Annotated in this window: 16 protein-coding genes; 8 read left to right on the forward strand and 8 right to left on the reverse strand. The window is 65.2% G+C overall.

Annotated features, from left to right (window positions below; genetic code table 11):
* Nucleotides 1-40: 40 nt before the first annotated feature.
* Together BSG17_RS09440 and BSG17_RS26950 are read right to left on the reverse strand one after the other, a co-directional pair.
* Nucleotides 41-1,264, reverse strand: a complete 1,224-nt coding sequence (locus BSG17_RS09440; RefSeq protein ID WP_089823369.1) for an HD domain-containing protein — start codon at nt 1,262-1,264, stop codon at nt 41-43.
* A gap of 49 nt (nt 1,265-1,313) precedes the next feature.
* Entirely contained in the window at nt 1,314-1,451 is a 138-nt protein-coding gene (locus tag BSG17_RS26950) for a hypothetical protein (RefSeq protein WP_170864760.1), read from the reverse strand.
* A gap of 325 nt (nt 1,452-1,776) precedes the next feature.
* Between BSG17_RS26950 and BSG17_RS09445 the strand changes: the two genes are divergently transcribed.
* A complete protein-coding gene (locus tag BSG17_RS09445) occupies nt 1,777-2,613 on the forward strand; it encodes a cupredoxin domain-containing protein (protein ID WP_089823371.1) in 837 nt (278 codons plus the stop codon).
* Between the two features lie 1,665 nt (nt 2,614-4,278).
* Here BSG17_RS09445 and BSG17_RS09455 read toward each other — a convergent pair.
* Nucleotides 4,279-4,554 carry an acylphosphatase gene (locus tag BSG17_RS09455; RefSeq protein ID WP_089823375.1) on the reverse strand — a complete coding sequence of 92 codons (276 nt, stop codon included), beginning with the start codon at nt 4,552-4,554 and terminating at the stop codon, nt 4,279-4,281.
* A 382-nt stretch (nt 4,555-4,936) separates the two neighbouring features.
* On the opposite strand from BSG17_RS09455, the gene cofD reads away from it, so the two are divergent.
* The 5 genes from cofD to BSG17_RS09480 all read left to right on the forward strand — a co-directional run bounded on the left by cofD (nt 4,937) and on the right by BSG17_RS09480 (nt 8,505).
* The gene (gene cofD, locus BSG17_RS09460; protein ID WP_089823377.1) at nt 4,937-5,974 is read left to right on the forward strand and encodes a 2-phospho-L-lactate transferase; all 1,038 of its coding nucleotides are present in this window, start codon (nt 4,937-4,939) and stop codon (nt 5,972-5,974) included.
* Nucleotides 5,974-6,729: a tRNA-dihydrouridine synthase gene (locus tag BSG17_RS09465; protein WP_089823379.1), complete on the forward strand. Its 756-nt coding sequence runs from the start codon at nt 5,974-5,976 to the stop codon at nt 6,727-6,729. Before cofD ends, BSG17_RS09465 begins: the two co-directional genes overlap by 1 nt.
* Nucleotides 6,726-7,604 (forward strand): triphosphoribosyl-dephospho-CoA synthase, encoded by an 879-nt coding sequence (locus BSG17_RS09470; protein WP_394327961.1) that lies wholly within the window; start codon nt 6,726-6,728, stop codon nt 7,602-7,604. Before BSG17_RS09465 ends, BSG17_RS09470 begins: the two co-directional genes overlap by 4 nt.
* On the forward strand, nt 7,601-8,221 hold the full coding sequence (locus BSG17_RS09475; RefSeq protein WP_089823381.1) for a DUF447 domain-containing protein: 621 nt from the start codon (nt 7,601-7,603) through the stop codon (nt 8,219-8,221). The genes BSG17_RS09470 and BSG17_RS09475 overlap by 4 nt, the downstream gene beginning before the upstream one ends.
* 89 nt (nt 8,222-8,310) lie before the next feature.
* On the forward strand, nt 8,311-8,505 hold the full coding sequence (locus BSG17_RS09480) for a 30S ribosomal protein S17e (protein WP_089823383.1): 195 nt from the start codon (nt 8,311-8,313) through the stop codon (nt 8,503-8,505).
* A gap of 105 nt (nt 8,506-8,610) precedes the next feature.
* On the opposite strand, the gene BSG17_RS09485 is transcribed toward BSG17_RS09480, so the two are convergent.
* Nucleotides 8,611-9,999, reverse strand: coding sequence for an NAD(P)/FAD-dependent oxidoreductase (locus tag BSG17_RS09485; RefSeq protein ID WP_089823385.1), 1,389 nt, complete (start codon nt 9,997-9,999; stop codon nt 8,611-8,613).
* 117 nt (nt 10,000-10,116) lie between these two features.
* Entirely contained in the window at nt 10,117-11,361 is a 1,245-nt protein-coding gene (locus BSG17_RS09490; RefSeq protein WP_089823388.1) for an MFS transporter, read from the reverse strand.
* Nucleotides 11,362-11,481: 120 nt separating this feature from the next.
* On the opposite strand from BSG17_RS09490, the gene BSG17_RS09495 reads away from it, so the two are divergent.
* On the forward strand, nt 11,482-12,438 hold the full coding sequence (locus BSG17_RS09495) for a D-2-hydroxyacid dehydrogenase (RefSeq protein WP_089823390.1): 957 nt from the start codon (nt 11,482-11,484) through the stop codon (nt 12,436-12,438).
* 30 nt (nt 12,439-12,468) lie between these two features.
* Here BSG17_RS09495 and BSG17_RS09500 read toward each other — a convergent pair whose 3' ends face one another.
* On the reverse strand, nt 12,469-13,191 hold the full coding sequence (locus BSG17_RS09500) for a fumarylacetoacetate hydrolase family protein (RefSeq protein ID WP_089823392.1): 723 nt from the start codon (nt 13,189-13,191) through the stop codon (nt 12,469-12,471).
* Between the two features lie 194 nt (nt 13,192-13,385).
* Nucleotides 13,386-15,569 carry a catalase/peroxidase HPI gene (gene katG, locus BSG17_RS09505; protein WP_089823394.1) on the reverse strand — a complete coding sequence of 728 codons (2,184 nt, stop codon included), beginning with the start codon at nt 15,567-15,569 and terminating at the stop codon, nt 13,386-13,388.
* A gap of 224 nt (nt 15,570-15,793) precedes the next feature.
* On the opposite strand from katG, the gene BSG17_RS09510 reads away from it, so the two are divergent.
* A complete protein-coding gene (locus BSG17_RS09510) occupies nt 15,794-16,186 on the forward strand; it encodes a DUF8147 domain-containing protein (protein WP_089823396.1) in 393 nt (130 codons plus the stop codon).
* 150 nt (nt 16,187-16,336) lie between these two features.
* On the opposite strand, the gene asd is transcribed toward BSG17_RS09510, so the two are convergent.
* Nucleotides 16,337-17,371 carry an aspartate-semialdehyde dehydrogenase gene (gene asd / locus BSG17_RS09515; RefSeq protein WP_089823397.1) on the reverse strand — a complete coding sequence of 345 codons (1,035 nt, stop codon included), beginning with the start codon at nt 17,369-17,371 and terminating at the stop codon, nt 16,337-16,339.
* Nucleotides 17,372-17,511 lie beyond the last annotated feature (140 nt).

Below are 17,511 nucleotides of genomic sequence, written 5' to 3' on the forward strand. Positions count from 1 at the left end.
GGGTCGCAATCGAGTGGCTTGAACCTCCCGAAGCAGGCGTTCAGTCGAACTGATCGAGCGTCGTCCGCTGGCCGGTCCGGACGTAGTTGACGAGCGCGCCCTCGATGTCGAGACCGAGCACGTCCACGGCGGTCTCGCCGACCCGGTCTGCGGCGTCGGCGGGCGCGTAGACGCCGAGTCGCCACTGCTGGCGCTGGGCGGTCCGTAGCGCGCTCACGAGCGGCGACTGCCGGTCGAGCTGCCGGACGTCGCCGTTGACCACGACCCGCGAGGAGGACTCCTTCATCGACGGCTCGGCGGGGACGTCGATGATGACCTCGCCGGGGTCGACCCCCGTCTGCTCGGCGACCTCGCGTTCGACCTCTCGGAGCTCCTCGTGCGGCGCGTCGAGGACGTACTGTGGGACGTCGTCGAGTTCGGCCCAGACGCCGCGTTTGTAGAGGTCTCGCCGGTCGAGACGGTGGGCGAACTCCGCCGTCGACGGCGTCATCCGCAGGCTCGCCAGCAGATCGTGGTCGTCCATCCGGCGTATCTGCGACGCCGAGATGTCCGGTTCGCCCAACAGCCGTTCGGCGGCGCGCCGGAGCATCGCCTTCGAGATGCGGGCGACGTGGTGCTGGTAGACGGTCGGGTTCATCAACGCCCGCGCGAGGAGCAGCGACTCGGCGGTCTGAACGTTTCCTTCGTCCAAGACGAGTTCGCCGTCGACGAACGTCAGTTCGCGGACGAGCCGACCGGTGTCGATGGTGCCGTAGGGGACGCCCGTGTGGTGGGCGTCGCGCACCAGGTAGTCCATCCGGTCGACGTCGAGCTCTCCCGACACCAACTGGCCGTACTGTCCCTCGCCGGCGACGAGGCCAGCGACAGCGGCGGGGTCGAGGTCGTGCTCGCGGAGTACCTCGCCGACCTCGCCGCGGGCGAGCAGCTCCGCCACGTCGTCGTGGTACTTCCCGGTGTGACGGTACGTGAGCGCCTCGATGTTGTGACTGTACGGGCCGTGACCGACGTCGTGGAGGAGTGCGGCCGCGCGGAGGCGTTCGGCCAGCGAGCCTTCGATGCCGAGATGCGAGAGTGCGCGGTTCGCGAGGTGGTAGACGCCGAGGCTGTGCTCGAAGCGCGTGTGGTTCGCCGAAGGGTAGACGAGTTGGACCGTCCCCAACTGCTTGATGTGGCGGAGCCGCTGCACCTCCCGAGTGTCGAGGAGAGCGGCGGCGACGCCCTCGACCTCGATGTGGTCGTGGACGCTGTCCTTGACGGTAATCATGGGCCGGGAGTTCGGCCCGACGGGATAAAAACCGTCGGAGCGCCGTCGGTCAGTCGCCCCGGCTCGCTCGCACCCCGAGCACGTCGCGTGCGGCATCGACGTGTTCGATCGCGGTGCCGTCCACGAGGTCCTGCGCCAGCGGGTCGAGCGAGACGTAGTCGTGGACGCTGTCCTTGGCGGCGATCATCGAGACTGATACGAGCTGTCGGTCATCTGGTGTTTCGGATGGGGTGCGTGGATTTGCAGGCTGCGATCGTCATACGAACGTTGCCCGAATTTCTATCGAGTCAGCACGCCCACCGAAACCTACTCGGTTCTTGTCAAAAGGGAGGTGCAACACACAGAAGGTGTATCCATAGCCTCTAGTCTCGACAACGTCCTACAACTTATGTTGGTACACGTTCACAATTCACATATCTGGTTCGACGTAGATCGTCCGAATCGGGCGAGAAACAGTCTGTCTCGTCGAAACAGTAGATAGCCAGAGAAAAAACATGACCGATCGACCAGCCATGGACGAACGGGAGCTCAGTGATGCAGAGCTACTCGAATTGATCAAAAACCACGGTATCGATCGTCGGTCTGTGATGAAAGCGCTCGGTGTGGGAACTGCGCTGTCGCTTAGTGCCGGTAACGCAGCCGCAAAGCACGACGATCCGCATCCACCGCATATCGACTCTCATTACGGCTATGCGACCTCGGACGCCGATGATATTCCGACGAAGCTGGAACCGGATCACGTGGTCGAATTACACGCAATTCCTCCAAACCCTCCCGAGAACCAACCGCCGATGTTCCACTTTGCGCCCAGTGGACTCTCTGTGGACTGCGGTGATGTTGTCCAGTTCACGTTTACCGCTCCCGACCACACAATTACGGCGTACCACCCTGCACACGGATTCCAACGGCGGGTTCCTAAACAGACCCCACCCTTCTCGTCGCCGGTGGTCAACGCCGGTGGAGCGTGGCTCTATCGATTCGAGACAGAAGGCCTCTATGACATGTATTGTGGACCACACCACATACTCGGGATGGCAATGCGGATTGTCGTCGGAAATCTTAGCGAGGAGGATATCCCAGACTACGAGGATACGTTCGAGGGTTCCGAAGGCCCACCGCCGCTTTTGGCTCCATTTAGCAAAGAGGCTCTCGAACACGAACTTCATAATTTCACCGCATTCATCGAAGGAGGCAACGAAGGCTGTGAGTGGGTATGGCTGACACCCAAAGAGATCCTTGATACGGACGCGCTTGATCCAAGGAACATACAGGAGGGTGATGGAAAAGTGTCGTTCGATCAGGTTCTCGAGGACATCGGTCGTGCCGATGTCAGCCACGAACACGAGTAAGTCGTGAGGGAGGTTGGCCATTCGCCGATATCGTTTTCCGATAGAACACAGACAACAGGTTCCGATCGGCTGAAGCTCATTCCGAGGGTGGATCGAGCCAGTACTGAACGGTTTGCGATTCTGAATTGCACGTTTTCCAGCGTGCTGAACAGGAGGGTGCATTCAGGAATCTACTCGGCTACGTGAGCATCTCATCAATTAACCTATTTTGCCATCATCCTTTTCGGAGCACCGCGAGAACGATGAACTACAATTCATCACCACGACTCCAGGAGGGTGAATTGCACCAAGGCATTCCGGTAATACCCCCTCCCCCCCCCCCTTAGGGGTATTTACTCAAAAAGCACTTACAGACAGTAGGCTCGGGTCGACTGCGTGTGCTGCAGATGCGCTTTGAATTCAGCACCCCACAGAGCCCTCTAAGATTCTGCTAGGAACATCGTGCAACAGACAAAGGTTGTCTGCACAAAACTCGCAAGGAGCGCGACAACGTGAAAACTCAGGCAAAGCAGCAGTAACCGTTGGGAAAAAACACTAAACGCCATGGCACGGGATATCTGCTCCCGTCTCGGTGTGTCCCCCTGCAATGAGCACTGTGGGCCAGTTTCCCTGCCTCGTCTCACGTTCTCTTCGACGCCATCGGCTCTCCCTCTCGTGCGTTGGCAAACGAGGGTTGTCTCGTTCGATCTCCTTCCACGACCGAAGTCGTGTGGGCTTTCTCCTCGACTCGGTGGAGCCGACACAGTCACACCCGACCAACTCATCTGCTATCGGTAGCTACTCTCTTTATTGACGACAGTACCGGTGGTAACACGTTCGGTTTGTACCGATTCAGGAAGCTCGTTTTGGGAGATCGGCTCAAGAATCAGTAGCTCCCCGTCTTGCGTTTCCATCCACTCTTTTCCAGACTCCGTATCCCAACAACAGGGTGTCCACGTTCCCGATTCAAGCCGTTTCCAAATGTCCACGTCACCGTAATATTTCCCGTCACTACACCTGTAAATAGGATTGGTTTTCATATTTGCACTTAATCAATTCTGCGCCGAAGGACATTGCGGCCACAAATCATAAACGAAGAATGTAGGTTACGAATCATATTCTTACTTCAGAGACTTAAAAACTTTATCTTTCCTATCTTTTGAAATTTTTATTTGTTTCACTGATATCAGTTATAGGTGGGAAAATGTGATTAGTGAACGTGCGCTCTGTATTCAGCACGATTACAGAACCCTACTCAGGTGCTGTCAGAAGCCGCGTCGACACACAGAGGGTCTATTCAGCGGTGATGATTTTGACTGGGACGACGAGCGAGTCAGACGCAGTTTTCTCACTCAGTGTATCCGGTGCCTCAGATCTGTACGGGGGAATATGAACCGAGAGTTCTCTCCAGCCTCGTCGACCGGCAGACTCGGAGTGACACTCTTTTGTCTGCCGTTTTCGACGGTCGGCGACGATCGGGTGAGCGTCTGGTGGTTCACCGCTCCGAGACTCTCAGTCTCATCAGACCCAGTGTATTCGTACTTCTGGGGTTGCACGGCCACCGCGTAAGACGTGGTCGTTCCCTCCTCGGCGAGGACGACTGAGGACCGTCGGCGGACGGATTGCCTCCGAACCGTGTCAGGCTGGACGAGAAACGGGAAAGAGAGACAGTTCGTGCACCGACGTTCAGTGTTTTTCGAACCCGTCGAGATCACCCTGGGGGTCACCTTCTTCGACTTCGACCTTGCTCACGTCGGCCTTCACGGGTCCGCTCTGACACCAGCCGATCATCGTATTTACGTCTTCTTCGCGTCCTTCGAACAGCGCCTCGACTCGTCCGTCCTCGAGATTCCTGACCCACCCTTCGATGTCGTGTGCGCGAGCGGTCTCGTGGGTGTTGTCGCGGAAGTGGACGTGCTGTACATCACCTTCGACGAAAACGTGCGCGCGTGCTTCGGTCACGAAACTCTTTGCCGCTGGAGACGGAAGAGTACTGCGCGTCCGCTCAGGAGCGGTCGTACTGAAGACGCGCTCTCTATTCAGCACGGAAGAGATAATTATCAGGAATTGTAGACGCCGGCAGGATATCTGAACCGATCCTTCTCGAAAGCTCACGTGCTGTCGACTCGCGCGTCTCGCTGCGTTCCTCGGTCGCTCCGGCAGAGCAGGCTCTGTCTCGCCCTCGTTCGCCTGCGGTCACGAGAACCTCACACGCTGCTGGCATCCTCGGAGGTGAGGGTACCAGCGCGCGCCGGAGTGGATGGCCGAGGTTTCGCGCGGCGACGAGCGACCCTCGTCGCTGAGAGAGTCAGATACAAACCACCGGACGGACAACCACCGACCAATGGTCACCTTCCTCGCCGGCGGGACGGGGACGCCGAAGTTGCTGGACGGCGCTTCCGGCGTGTTCGACCCCGCCGAGACGACCGTCGTCGGCAACACCGGCGATGACGTCGAACTCGGCGGACTGCTCGTCTGTCCCGACGTCGACACCGTGCTCTTTCACGGCGGCGGCGTCCTCGACACCGACCGGTGGTGGGGCATCGCCGACGACACCACCGAGACGAGCGCCGAACTCCACCGACTGGCCGACGCCGCCGGACTCGAAGCCGAGCCGCGTTACCTCGACGACGAGGCGCAGGTCAGTGGGCGAGAGATCGCCCGTTGGCGGCGCTTCTCCGGCGTGGCGGAGTTCATGGAGATCGGCGACAGGGACAGAGCGGTCCACGTCACACGGACCAGCCTCCTCGACGAGGGGTACTCGTTGACCGAGGTCACCCGGACGCTCGCCGACGCCTTCGACCTCGCCGTCGACCTCGTGCCGATGTCCGACGACCCCGTCGCGAGCATCGTCCACACCGACGCGAGCGAGCTACACTTCCAGGAGTTCTGGGTGGCGAGGCGGGCCGAACCGAACGTCGAGGACGTCGAGTTCCGCGGTGCCAGTGAGGCAGAGCCGACACGAGAGACGCTCGACGCGCTGGCCGACCCCGTCGTGATCGGTCCGTCGAACCCGGTGACGAGCATCGGTCCGATGCTGGCACTGAATGGCGTCGAAGACGCGCTTCGGGAGACGCCGGTCGTCGCGGTCTCCCCGTTCGTGGAGGACGAAGTGTTCTCCGGGCCGGCGGCGAAACTGATGGAGGCGGTCGGCTACGAGGCGAGCACTGCGGGCGTCGCCGACGCCTACCCGTTCGCCGATGCGTTCGTCCTCGACGACGACGACGGGACCGAACTGGGTCGACCGGTCGTCCGGACCGACACGCGGATGGACGACGAGGCGGACGCCGAGCGCGTCGCTCGTGCCGTCGCCGAGGCGTTCGAAGGGGTAGGCGCGTTCGAGGCGGCGGAGACGGACGCGAGCGCGACGGGGGGACGCTGATGTTCGCACCCCGCGTGGCGCTCGCCAGTCTCAGCGGCGAGTCGGACGCCGCGTGGGCGCGAGCGGGCGAGGCCCACATCGGCGCGGCGTTCCTCGGCGGTATCGCGCTCGACGTCGACTCGCGGGCGGCGGCCAGAGAACTGGTCGCGCGCGACCGAACCGAGTTCCTCCCCGACGACCCGGTGACGTTCGTCGACCGCGAGTTGGCGAAGCTCGCCGACACCTCGCTCGCCGTCGGGTTCAACGTCCGGAGCGCCACGGTCGCTCCGATCGCCGAGGCGGCCGCGGTCTGTGCCGCCCACGACGCGGCGATCGAGGTCAACGCCCACTGCCGACAGGCGGAGCTCTGCGCCGTCGGCTGCGGCGAGTCGTTGCTGTGCGACACCGACCGCCTCTGCGAGTACGTCGCCGCCGCGGCGGAGACGGGAGCGACGGTCTCGGTCAAGGTGCGCGCCGAAGTCGACGGCGTCGACCTCGCTGAGACGGCGCAGCGCGTCGAGACTGCCGGTGCAGACTGGCTCCACGTCGACGCGATGGACTCCGAACCTGTCGTCGCCGACGTCGTCGACGCGACCGACCTGTTCGTCGTCGCGAACAACGGCGTCCGCGACGCGGCGAGCGTCCGGGAGTATCTCGACTACGGTGCGGACGCGGTGAGCGTCGGGCGACCGAGCGACGACCCGGTCGTCCTCCGTCGGGTCCGCGCGGCGGTCGACGAGTGGTTCGAGACGCACGGGCCGGAGGTCGCGCCGTGAGCGACAACACCGACGTGACCGGCCCCGCCGCTCGCGACTTCTCGCCGGCAGAGCACGCCGAACTCGCGCTCCTACTCGAAGTGGCCGGGACGCCGAAACCGGGCAACGTCGACCGCGAGCACGACCTCCCGGACCTCCGGTTCGAGCACTTCCTCGCCGGGTCGGTCGGGTCGCGTCGGGGGTTGCAGGCGGCCGAGGACGGCGCACCCGTCGGCGAGGCGTTCGAGCGCGGCGTGGCCGGGATGAGCCAGCAAGACGGCGGCAACACGCAGTTCGGCTGCCTCCTGCTGCTCGTGCCGCTCGTGACGGCTGCCAGCGCCGTCGAGGCCGGCCTGACGCCCGGAGACGTGACCGCCGTCGTCGAGGCGACCACCGTCGACGACGCCGCGAATTTCTACCGCGCCTTCGAACACGTCGACGTCGCCGTCGGCGACCCGCCCGAAGACGCGCCGGCGCTCGACGTGCGTCGAGGGTCGGGTGCGATCCCGACCCTACAGAATCGTGGGACGACGCTTTACGACGTGATGGAACTGAGCGCCGAGCGGGACGGTAACGCCCGCGAGTGGACCGGCGGGTTCCGTCGGACGTTCGACGCCGCCGAGTCGATCCTCGACGACGACGGACCGATCCTCGACCGGGCGGCCCGCACGTTCCTCGACCTGCTCGCGGACGAACCGGACACGCTCGTCGCGACCCAACACGGCTCCGAGGTCGCCGCCGAGGTGAGTCGACTCGCCGGCGACGCGCGCGGCGACCCGGAGGAGGTGGCGAGACTCGCAGACGCGCTCGTCGCTGAGGGGCTGAACCCGGGGACGACCGCCGACATCACCGCCGCGGCGCTGTTCGTCGCGCTCGAACGTGGGGTGGCGGTGTGACGCGCCGACTGCGTCGCGACGGCGACGCGGACTGGCCCGTCGCTCTCCGCGGTGTCACCGAGTCGGTCGTCGCCACGCTCGGCCCGAACGACCAGTGGAACTTCGCGGCGCTCGGTCTGCACGCACCCGAAGACGACGGAGAACCGGTGACGGCAACGACGTGGGGAAACACCCGGACCCGTCGGAACTTCCACCGACAGGGCGGTGGCGTCGTCCAGTTCACCCAGGACCCGCGGGAGTTCGTCGCCGCGGCGGTGACGATCCACGAGCGGACAGAGCCGGTGCTCGAGGGAGCCGACGCGTGGGTCGACGTCGAGGCCGAGCAGGTCGACACGGGCGAAGACGGCGGGACGCGCTGGGAGCGGTGGGAGTTCGCGCCCGTCGAGCACGCGGTGGTGCGAGAGTACGTGCCGACGATAAATCGGGGGTTCGCCGCCGTCGTGGACGCGACGGTTGCAGTCTCGCGACTCGACGTCCCGGCGTTCGACACCGACGAGTTGCTGCGGCGACTCGACTACTTCGCGGAGACGGTCGAGAAGTGCGGCGGATCGGCGGAGCGCGAGGCGTTCGAGACGTTGACCGAGGTCAGCGAGTGGCGCGAGTACCGCGACGCGTGACGTGGGTGACGTGAGAAGCGGTAGTTCACTCCGTCGGACGCGCGCCGCGGAACGAATCGTTTTAGTGTCTCTCCGGGAAATCGTCGGACATGGCAATCAAGCCCAAATACGTCAAGCAGATGGGGAACCTCCTGCTGGAGCGCTACCCGCAGGCGTTCAACACGGATTTCGAGACGAACAAGGAGAACGTCACGCAGCTCACGAACGTCGACTCGAAGTCGGTCCGCAACCGCATCGCCGGCTACGTCACGCGCAAGAAGGGCGGCGCGACGGCCGAAGCGTAATCTGCGAGTTCTGTCTAGTCGTTCTCTTGGCGCTCGGACCCGCGAGCGGTCGCACCGTCGATTGCCGCAGAACGTGAAGGAGAGAGTCGGACGAGCAGAGCAGAGTCAGTAGACGTACTCGTTCGCTTTGAGCTGGACGTACTTGCCTTTGCGGTACTTGAGCTTCGTCTTCTTGTAGCTGCCGACCAGCCGTGCCGCGTTCAATCCGGCACCGAGCTTCGACGTGTTGAACAATCTGTAGCCGTCGTCGGCTTTGAGTTTGTTCGCCGTCTCGAACGCCCAGTCCCAGTCGTCGGGGCCGTAGCCGCGGACGCACTCGGCCATCGCGACGTTTCTGAGCACCTCGCTACCGATGGCGTCCTTCCAGCGGTCGTTGTAGTCGCTCAGGTCGCCCTCGGCCGCGAGCTCGCCGGCGATAGCGCCGGTGCGGACCGCCACGTGGTCGCCGCCCTCGTGGAACGCCGACGTCGCCCCCATCGCGCCGCCGACGACGGCGATGCCGGCCTCGGTCGGCGAGTCGATGGGTCGCGTCGAGGAGATGGGGTAGGTCTCGGTCCCCTTCGACTTCCCGCGCTCTTCGACGACGGGGAACTCCTCCTCGACGTCGTACTCGTCGCCCCAGAGCAGTTCGAGCAGGCGTTCGATGTAGACGCTGCCGGAGGGGATGCGTTCGTCGTCCTCGCGGAGCAGCGCGTACTTCTCGCGGTCCTCGACGTCGTCGATGTCCATCCCGATGGGCATCGTCAACCCGACGCGGCAGACGCCGTCGTCGTTCGGGAACACCCACGGGTAGGCGGTGTGACCGGGCATATACCCCCACCAGAACATGATCGCGCCGGCGACCTCCTCGAACACTTCGGGCGGGAACTTCCGGTGTTCCTGGTAGGCGATGTGGTTGGCCTTCACCGAGGCCATCACGTCCGACGCCTTGCGACCGTCGGGGAGGAACCGATCGAGCACCTTGTTCGTCACCGTCCGCTGGGGACCGTCGGCGAGGACGAGGAAGTCGGCACCGACGGTCGACCTGTCGGCGAGCGTGAGGACGTGTCGCGGGTCGTCGGAGCCAGAGTCGAGATCCGTCTCGACGTCTTTCACGGACGTCTTCACGCGATATTCGGCCCCGGCGTCCTCTGCCCGGTTGCGGAGGAAGTCGTCGAACTTCGCGCGGTGCATCGCGTAGCCGAAGTGGTCGTACGAGGATTCGATGCCGGTCGTCCGCATCGTCAGCGACTCGTTGGGACCGACGAACTCCGCGCGGTCCAGTTCGTGGAGGACGACGTCGTCGGGGAACTCGTCGGGGTGGATACCCATGATGTCCACCCAGTAGTCGAGGATACCCGCGGCGTCGGTAGAGTCCGGACCGAGTCGCTCGCGGTCCGCCCGGGGAACGCCTTTCTCCAGAACGACGGCCTCCGCGCCGGTGCTGGCGGCGGCGTGGGCCGCTGCGGACCCGGCCGGGCCGCCACCGACGATGGCCACGTCTACGCGCTTCATACACTGTACCCGGAAGCACTCCGCTATTAAATGCCCGGAACAGTATCGAGCGGAGAGATTCTGTCGTTCCCGAGTGGTCAGACGCGTGAGAGCCGAGACGGGTCGCCGACTCGGACGTCACCCACCGAACAGCGGGACTCGTGCTCGTGCTCCGTGGCTTTCGACGAGCATGACGCCGACGAGCACCGTCGCGACCACGCCGGGCACCGCGCCGACGACGAAGGCGACCTCCTTCGAGACGACGAGCGCCAGCCCGCCGACGAGAACCGGTCCGAGGACGCCGCCGACACCCTTAGCGGTCGTCCGCAACCCCATCAGTTCGGACTCACGGTCCGGCGGCGCGACGTCGCCGATGAACGCGAGCGCGCCGGTCGTCATCGCCGAGAACGACGCCGCGATGAGCAGGAAAGCGACGACGCCGACGGCGAACCGACCGGACGCCGTCGCCGGGAGCGTCGCGGCGGCGGCGACGAGGGCGAACAGTGTGCTGCCGGCCATCCCGAGCGTGACGAGGCGTTTCCGACCCGTCACATCGGTGACGCGGCCGAACACCAGCATGAACACGGCCTGTCCGCCGGGGTTCAGCGCCAGCAACGCGCCCATCAGGAGCTCCGAGAGGCCGAGCGACTGGGGAAGGTAGACCGGCATGAGCGACATCACGCCGAGGACGGAGGTGTTCCGGAGCGCGAGCGCGACGTAGAGCCACTGGAGGCCGTTGGTCCGGAGGTGTGCACGGTCGTCGACGCCGGGCAGCAGTCGGTGACGGACCTCCGAGACGACCTCCGAGAGCGTCGGGTCGACGTCGGGGGTCGGTGCGCTGTCGGCGACGAACGCGACGGCGAGCGTCGAGACGAGACTCAGCCCCGCGATGGCGAGAAACAGCGAGTCGGGGACGAGCAGTCCGAGCAGCGCCCCCGCCGTCAACTGCCCACCGGTGAACCCCAACGCCCGGGCGCTGTTGAAGAAGCCGACCGCACGTCCGCGTCCGGACTCGCCGCCGGCGGCGCTGACGACGGTGAGCATCACGGGCGGGAACGCCGCGGCGAAGGAGGCGTAGAGGCCGCGGAGACCGACCGACGCCCACGTCCCCTCGGCGACGACGAGCGGGAGCACCGCGAGCGTCGCTCCCGCCCCGCTGAGGACGAGCACCGCTCGCCGGCGACCGGTGACGTCGGCGACGGCACCCCAGACCGGCGCGAACAGCATCATCCCCGCGAAGTAGGCGGTGTAGACGAGCGCCGCCGCGAGGTCCGACCCGCCGGAATCGCCGATGTAGAACCCGAGTGCGGTCCCCATGAGAATGCCACTGCCGAAACGGGTGGCCGCCGCCGTGGCGACGACGAGTCGATCGCGGAGCGTCACTGCCTTCGGCTACAGCGGCACTCTACAAATCACCGCTGGAACCGGTCACGTTGGCGAGCGGACGCGGCGGCGACTGCCGAAACGGAGGGACCTTAGTCCCCTCGCGTATACCACCGCCACATGACCGACGCCGACATCGCGGTGCTGCGACAGAAGATCCACGGGATGCCCGCCGAGGGCTACATCGACGCCCTGCGCGAGCGACTGCCGGATCGAGAGATCGTCTACGCTCGGACGCCCGACGAGGAGCGAGAGTTGCTCCGGACGGTCCCCGTCGCCGCCGGGTTCACACTCCCGACCGAACTGCTCGACGAGGTGGAGAACCTCCAACTGTTCGCCTGCTCGTTCGCCGGGACGGGACACCTCCCGATGGAGGAGTTGGAGGACCACGGCGTCGCCGTGACGAACGCCTCGGGCGTTCACGGTCCCAACATCGCCGAGCACGTCCTCGGCAGCATCCTCGGTTTCGCCCGCGGGTTCCACACGGCGTGGCGGCGGAAGGAGCGCACCGAGTGGCGCTCATTTCAGACCCACGAACTGCAGGGTAGCACCGTCGCTATCGTCGGGCTCGGAGCCATCGGACAGGCCGTCGTCGACCGTCTCGACCCGTTCGGCGTCGACACCGTCGGCGTCCGCTACTCCCCAGAGAAAGGTGGTCCGACCGACGAGGTGCTCGGCTTCGACGACCTCCACGACGCGCTCGGCGTCGCCGACTACGTCGTCGTCGCCGCCCCCCTCACCGACGAGACGGAGGGGATGTTCGACGCGAACGCGTTCAAGACGATGAAACCCGACAGCGTGCTGATCAACATCGGTCGCGGCCCCATCGTCGACACCGACGCGCTCGTCTCGACGCTGGAGACCAACGGCATCCGCGGAGCGTCGCTCGACGTGACCGACCCCGAACCGCTCCCCCGGGACCACCCGCTCTGGACGTTCGACAACGTGCTCGTCACGCCGCACAACGCCGGCCACACGCCGGCCTACTGGGAGCGGCTGGCCGACATCCTCGCGCGCAACGTGAAGCAGGCAGAGGAACTCGGCGCGTACGAAGAGCTCGAAAACCAGGTCGTCTGACTCGGCCGGTCGCAGGGGTTGTCGTCGGATTCAGTTTTCGTCCGCGACGACCTCGTTCCGCAGCGTCCCGATCCCCTCGTACGTGATCTCGACCACGTCGCCGGGTTCGATCGTTCCGGGGTTCGCCGGACTGCCGAAGGCGATAGCGTCGCCGGGGCGGAAGGTGAACCGCTTCGAGAGATACGAGACGATCTCGTACGGGCCGAACAGCATCAGTTCGGTGTTGGCCTCCTGCCGTCGCTCGCCGCCGACGTCGGTGTGCATCTCCAGGCTCCGGGGGTTGAGCTCCGTCTCCAGCCACGGTCCGAGCGGCCCGGAGCCGTCGAACGCCTTCCGCGCCGTCCGGCCCTGCTGGTCGAGGGCGTCGACGTCGTTCATGATGGTGTAACCGCGGATGTGCTCCGGCGCCTCCTCGACGGAGAAGTCGTGACAGCGATCGTCGATCACGGCGACCAACTCGCCGGCGTAGGTGAGTTCCTCGGTGAACTCGGGGTAGACGATCGGTTCTTCGTGAGCGAGCACCGACGCCGGCGGCTTGATGAAGAAGTCCGGTTCGGCGGGTCGTTCGTACTCCATCTGGTCCAGCGTGGCGGCGTAGTTCCGACCGACGCAGTAGAGCGAAGAGGGGTCACAGGGTGCGAGCAGGTCGCCGTCCTCACCGACGACGTACTCGCCGTTCTCGGCGACGACGACGCCGTCCCGATACTCGCCCGCTCGGGGCCCGTCTGCGGTCTGGATGCGTGCACGTCTCATGAGAGGGGGTTAGAGGGGAGGGGCGAAAAGATGTGGCGCTCTGTCTCGGCGTTCGTGACCCGAGACGACGGAGAACGTCGTCCTCACTCCCCCGACAGTCGTTCACGACTCAATCGCAGGACCGGATCGGGGGCCGCGGCGACCCGTCACCGAGGCGTCGCAGATGGCTTCGACCGCGAGGATCGCAGTCGAAACTACTCGAGGTCGAAGCGGTCGAGGCTCATCACTTTGTGCCACGCGTCCACGAAGTCGTGCACGAACTTCTCCTCGGCGTCGTCGGACGCGTAGACGTCCGAGATTGCTCGCAGTCGGGAGTTCGACCCGAAGATGAGATCGACGCGGGTTCCTGCCCACTCGACGTCGCCCGTCTCACGGTCGCGCAGTTCGTAGATCTCCTGGGCTTCCGAGGCCGATTCCCACTCCATGATGTCCCCGGAGTCCGACTCCTCGACCGGTTCCCACTCGTAGTCCATGTCGAGGACGTTCACGAAGAAGTCGTTGGTCAGCGTCTCCGGCTCGTCCGTTAAGACGCCGAGGTCGGACTCGTCGTAGTTCGCACCCAGCGCGCGCATGCCGCCGACCAGCACCGTCGTCTCGGACGCCGACAGGCTCAGGAGGTCGGCCTTGTCGACCAGCAGCTCCTCCGCCGACCGGTCGTCCTCGTCCGAGAGGTAGTTCCGGAAGCCGTCGGCCGCCGGCTCGAGCGCCTCGAAGGACTCGACGTCGGTCTGTGCCTGCGAGGCGTCGGTACGCCCCGGCTCGAACGGCACTTCCACGTCGTAGCCGGCGTCCGCCGCCGCCCGCTCGACGGCCGCGTTGCCGCCCAGCACGATCAGGTCGGCGAGCGAGACCCGCACGTCGTCCGAGCGCGAGCTGTTGAACTCCTCTTGGATCGTTTCGAGCGTCTCCAGTACCGTCCCCAGCTGGTCCGGTTCGTTCACGTCCCAGCTCCGCTGGGGCTCGAGGCGGATGCGGGCCCCGTTCGCGCCACCGCGCTTGTCGCTGTCGCGGTACGTCGACGCCGCCGCCCAAGCGGTCTTGGCGAGCTGAGAGACGGAGAGCTCCGAGGCGAGGATCTCCTCTTTGAGCTCGTCGATCTCCTCCTCCCCGATCAGTTCGTAGTCGGCGTCGGGGACAGGGTCCTGCCACAGCATCTCCTCGTCCGGGACCTCCGGACCGAGGAACCGCTCCGGCGGGCCCATGTCGCGGTGGATCAGTTTGTACCAGGCTTTCGCGAAGGCGTCCTGGAACTCCTTCGGGTTCTCCTGGAAGCGCTCGATGATCTCCCGGTAGTCCGGGTCACGCTTCAGCGCGACGTCCGTCGTCAGCATCATCACGTCTTCCTTCTCCGACGGCTCTTCGGTGCCCGGTGCGGTGTCGTCGAGTTCGTCGTTCGTCGTGGTCCACTGCCACGCACCGCCGGGACCCTTCTCGGGCTCCCACTCGTAGTCGAGCAGGTTGTCGAGGTAGCCCATGTCCCACTGGGTCGGCGTGGCGTTCCACGGCCCCTCGATCCCGCTCGTGATCGTGTCAGCTCCCTTGCCGGAGCCGTGGCTGCTCTCCCAGCCCAGGCCCTGCTGCTCGATGGGGGCCGCTTCGGGCTCGGGACCGACGTGCTCGTTGGGGTCGTCGGCACCGTGGACCTTCCCGAACGTGTGTCCGCCGGCGATGAGCGCGGCCGTCTCCTCGTCGTTCATGGCCATCTTGCCGAACGACTCGCGGATGTTCTTCGCCGACGCCTCGGGGTCCGGTTCGCCGTCCGGTCCCTCCGGGTTGACGTAGATGAGCCCCATCACGGTGGCGGCGAGCGTTCCCTCGAGTTCACCCTCTTCGTCGAAGCGCTCGGAGGCCTCCCACTCGTCTTCGGGCCCCCAGTCGACGGCTTCGTCGGGTTCGTACGCGTCCTCGCGCCCGCCGGCGAAGCCGAACGTCTCGAACCCCATCGACTCCAGGGCGACGTTCCCGGCCAAGACGATCAGGTCGGCCCACGAGAGCTTCTGGCCGTACTTCTGCTTGACCGGCCAGAGCAGTCGGCGCGCCTTGTCGAGGTTCGCGTTGTCGGGCCAGCTGTTGAGGGGGGCGAAGCGTTGGGTACCACCGGTCGCGCCGCCGCGACCGTCGGTGGTGCGGTACGTTCCGGCGCTGTGCCACGCCATGCGGATGAACAGCGGTCCGTAGTGACCGTAGTCGGCTGGCCACCACTCCTGTGACGTCGTCATCACCTCTTCGAGGTCCGCCTTCACGGCGTCGAAGTCGAGCGACTCGAACGCCTCGGCGTAGTCGAACTCCTCGTCCATCGGTCCGACGTCGCGAGCGTTCTGATCGAGAATCTCCAAGTTCAGCTGGTTTGGCCACCAGTCCTGGTTGGACCTACTCATGATGTGTGCGTTGTTGCTTTTGCGTGTTAAGATTGTCTAATTCGGAAACGAAGATTTCGCTGCAACCCAAGCAGTCTTTCGGATTTATAAACTTCTGTCAGCGGTGGGTTCGACCTTGCTATCGAGCTAGTCGTGGCGACCGTCCCGGTCGCTCTCGGAGACCGGTTCTCGCCCTCCGAGAATCGCCAGCAGGCTATTTGCCGCGAGAACACGACGTCACACACATGAACGCCCGTACGTTAGCTCTCGGAGCGGGAACTGCCGTCACCACCTTCTTACTGGCCGGTGCCGCGACCATCGAACTGCTGGGAGCGGGCGAAGCGCCCGGAGTCGGGATCGTCGGCGTCTTCGTCGGCGTCCTCGTCGGCCTTCTGGCGGGCGGACTCGTCAGCGTGTACGCCGACCGACTCTCCGGAATCGCCGTGCCGACCCTCGTCGCCTACGCGACGTTCGGTGTCACGTTCGTCGTGATCGCCGGGACGAGCTACGTCAACGTTCCCGGTGCCGACGACGTGTTCAGCTTCCCCGTTCACGTCGGCGTGAGCGTCGTCGTCGCTCTCGCCGCCGCGCTGCTGACTGGGCGTGGGAGACTCGGGGAGCGAGCAGCGCCCGTTTAAATAGTCGAAACGAAAAGTACTCGCGACGAGTTTTGCTTCGGAGGAAGGCACGACGTCCCTTCCGAGCGTCCTCGGTAGAACGGAACGGCGAGAGCAACTTTTTCCGAGAGCGCGAGCGAAGCGAGCGTCCGCGACGAGAACGGCCGTCCTCTAGACCCAGCCCTCTTCGACCAGCAGTTCGCCGTTCAGCACCGAGGCACCTGCGGCGCCGCGGATCGTGTTGTGGGCGAGACAGTTGTACTTGATGCCGTTTGCGGTCTCCTGGATGCCGCCGGCGGCGACGGCCATCCCGCCTTCGAGGTTCCGGTCGAGACGCGGCTGCGGGCGCATCGGATCGTCGAAGACGTGGATGAGCTGTTCGGGCGCGCTCGGGAGGTCGACGCCGGGATACTCGCGCATCGCCTCGGCGACTGCCTCGACGTCGGGGTCGTCGGCGAGGTCGGCGAACACCGACTCGAGGTGGCCGTCGAGCGTCGGGATTCGGTTGCAGGAGGCGTTGACTTCAGCGTCGTGCAGCGAGAGCGCCGCGCCGTCGAAGGAGCCGAGCAGTTTACGGGATTCGGACTCCATCTTCTCCTCCTCGCCGCCGATGTGCGGGATTGCGTTGTCGATGATCTCCATCGAGGTGACGCCGTCGTAGCCCGCGCCGGAGACCGCCTGCAGCGTCGTCACGTGGACGCGGTCGAGGCCGAACTCGTCGAGCGCGGCGAGCGTCGGCACCATCGTGATCGTCGAGCAGTTGGGGTTCTTGATCAGCGCGCCGTCCCAGCCGCGTTCGTCGCGCTGGACCTCGATGAGGCCGAGGTGGTCGGCGTTGATCTCGGGGATGGTGAGCGGGACGTCTTCGGCCATCCGGTCGTTCGAGGAGTTCGAGGAGACGACGTAGCCCGCTTCGGCGAACTCCGGTTCGACGTCGGCGGCGACGCCCGAGGGGAGCGACGAGAAGATCAGATCGAGATCGTCCGGCACCGCGTCGGCCGCAGTCCGCTGGACCTCCATGTCGGCGACGTCGTCCGGGATGGGCGTGTCGACGCGCCACTTGGCCGCCTCGTCGTAGCGCTTGCCCGCGCTGTCGTCGCTGGCGGTGACCGTCGCCAGGTCGAACGTTGGGTGGTCGTCGAGGAGTTGGATGAATCGCTGTCCGACTGCGCCGGTGGCTCCGAGGATTCCGACTCGTACTGACATTGGTATGCGGTAGGGTGACACGAGGATAAGGGGGTTTGGATTCGCGCCCATCTTTGCGGAACCGTGAAGGTCTGCGGTCGTACGAGTCGGAAAGGGTTTGAGGCGCCGACGGCTACCTCCGAGTGCACACCTTTAGTCCC

The organism is Halogranum amylolyticum (genome assembly GCF_900110465.1).
In the GTDB taxonomy this organism is placed as follows: domain Archaea; phylum Halobacteriota; class Halobacteria; order Halobacteriales; family Haloferacaceae; genus Halogranum; species Halogranum amylolyticum.

Bases quoted from the DNA above. Each gene is read 5' to 3' on its own strand.
- BSG17_RS09440 (WP_089823369.1), bottom strand. From the start codon at position 1,264: ATGATTACCGTCAAGGACAGCGTCCACGACCACATCGAGGTCGAGGGC.
- BSG17_RS26950 (WP_170864760.1), bottom strand. From the start codon at position 1,451: ATGATCGCCGCCAAGGACAGCGTCCACGACTACGTCTCGCTCGACCCG.
- BSG17_RS09445 (WP_089823371.1), top strand. From the start codon at position 1,777: ATGGACGAACGGGAGCTCAGTGATGCAGAGCTACTCGAATTGATCAAA.
- cofD (WP_089823377.1), top strand. From the start codon at position 4,937: ATGGTCACCTTCCTCGCCGGCGGGACGGGGACGCCGAAGTTGCTGGAC.
- BSG17_RS09465 (WP_089823379.1), top strand. From the start codon at position 5,974: ATGTTCGCACCCCGCGTGGCGCTCGCCAGTCTCAGCGGCGAGTCGGAC.
- BSG17_RS09480 (WP_089823383.1), top strand. From the start codon at position 8,311: ATGGCAATCAAGCCCAAATACGTCAAGCAGATGGGGAACCTCCTGCTG.
- BSG17_RS09485 (WP_089823385.1), bottom strand. From the start codon at position 9,999: ATGAAGCGCGTAGACGTGGCCATCGTCGGTGGCGGCCCGGCCGGGTCC.
- BSG17_RS09495 (WP_089823390.1), top strand. From the start codon at position 11,482: ATGACCGACGCCGACATCGCGGTGCTGCGACAGAAGATCCACGGGATG.
- BSG17_RS09500 (WP_089823392.1), bottom strand. From the start codon at position 13,191: ATGAGACGTGCACGCATCCAGACCGCAGACGGGCCCCGAGCGGGCGAG.
- katG (WP_089823394.1), bottom strand. From the start codon at position 15,569: ATGAGTAGGTCCAACCAGGACTGGTGGCCAAACCAGCTGAACTTGGAG.
- BSG17_RS09510 (WP_089823396.1), top strand. From the start codon at position 15,794: ATGAACGCCCGTACGTTAGCTCTCGGAGCGGGAACTGCCGTCACCACC.
- asd (WP_089823397.1), bottom strand. From the start codon at position 17,371: ATGTCAGTACGAGTCGGAATCCTCGGAGCCACCGGCGCAGTCGGACAG.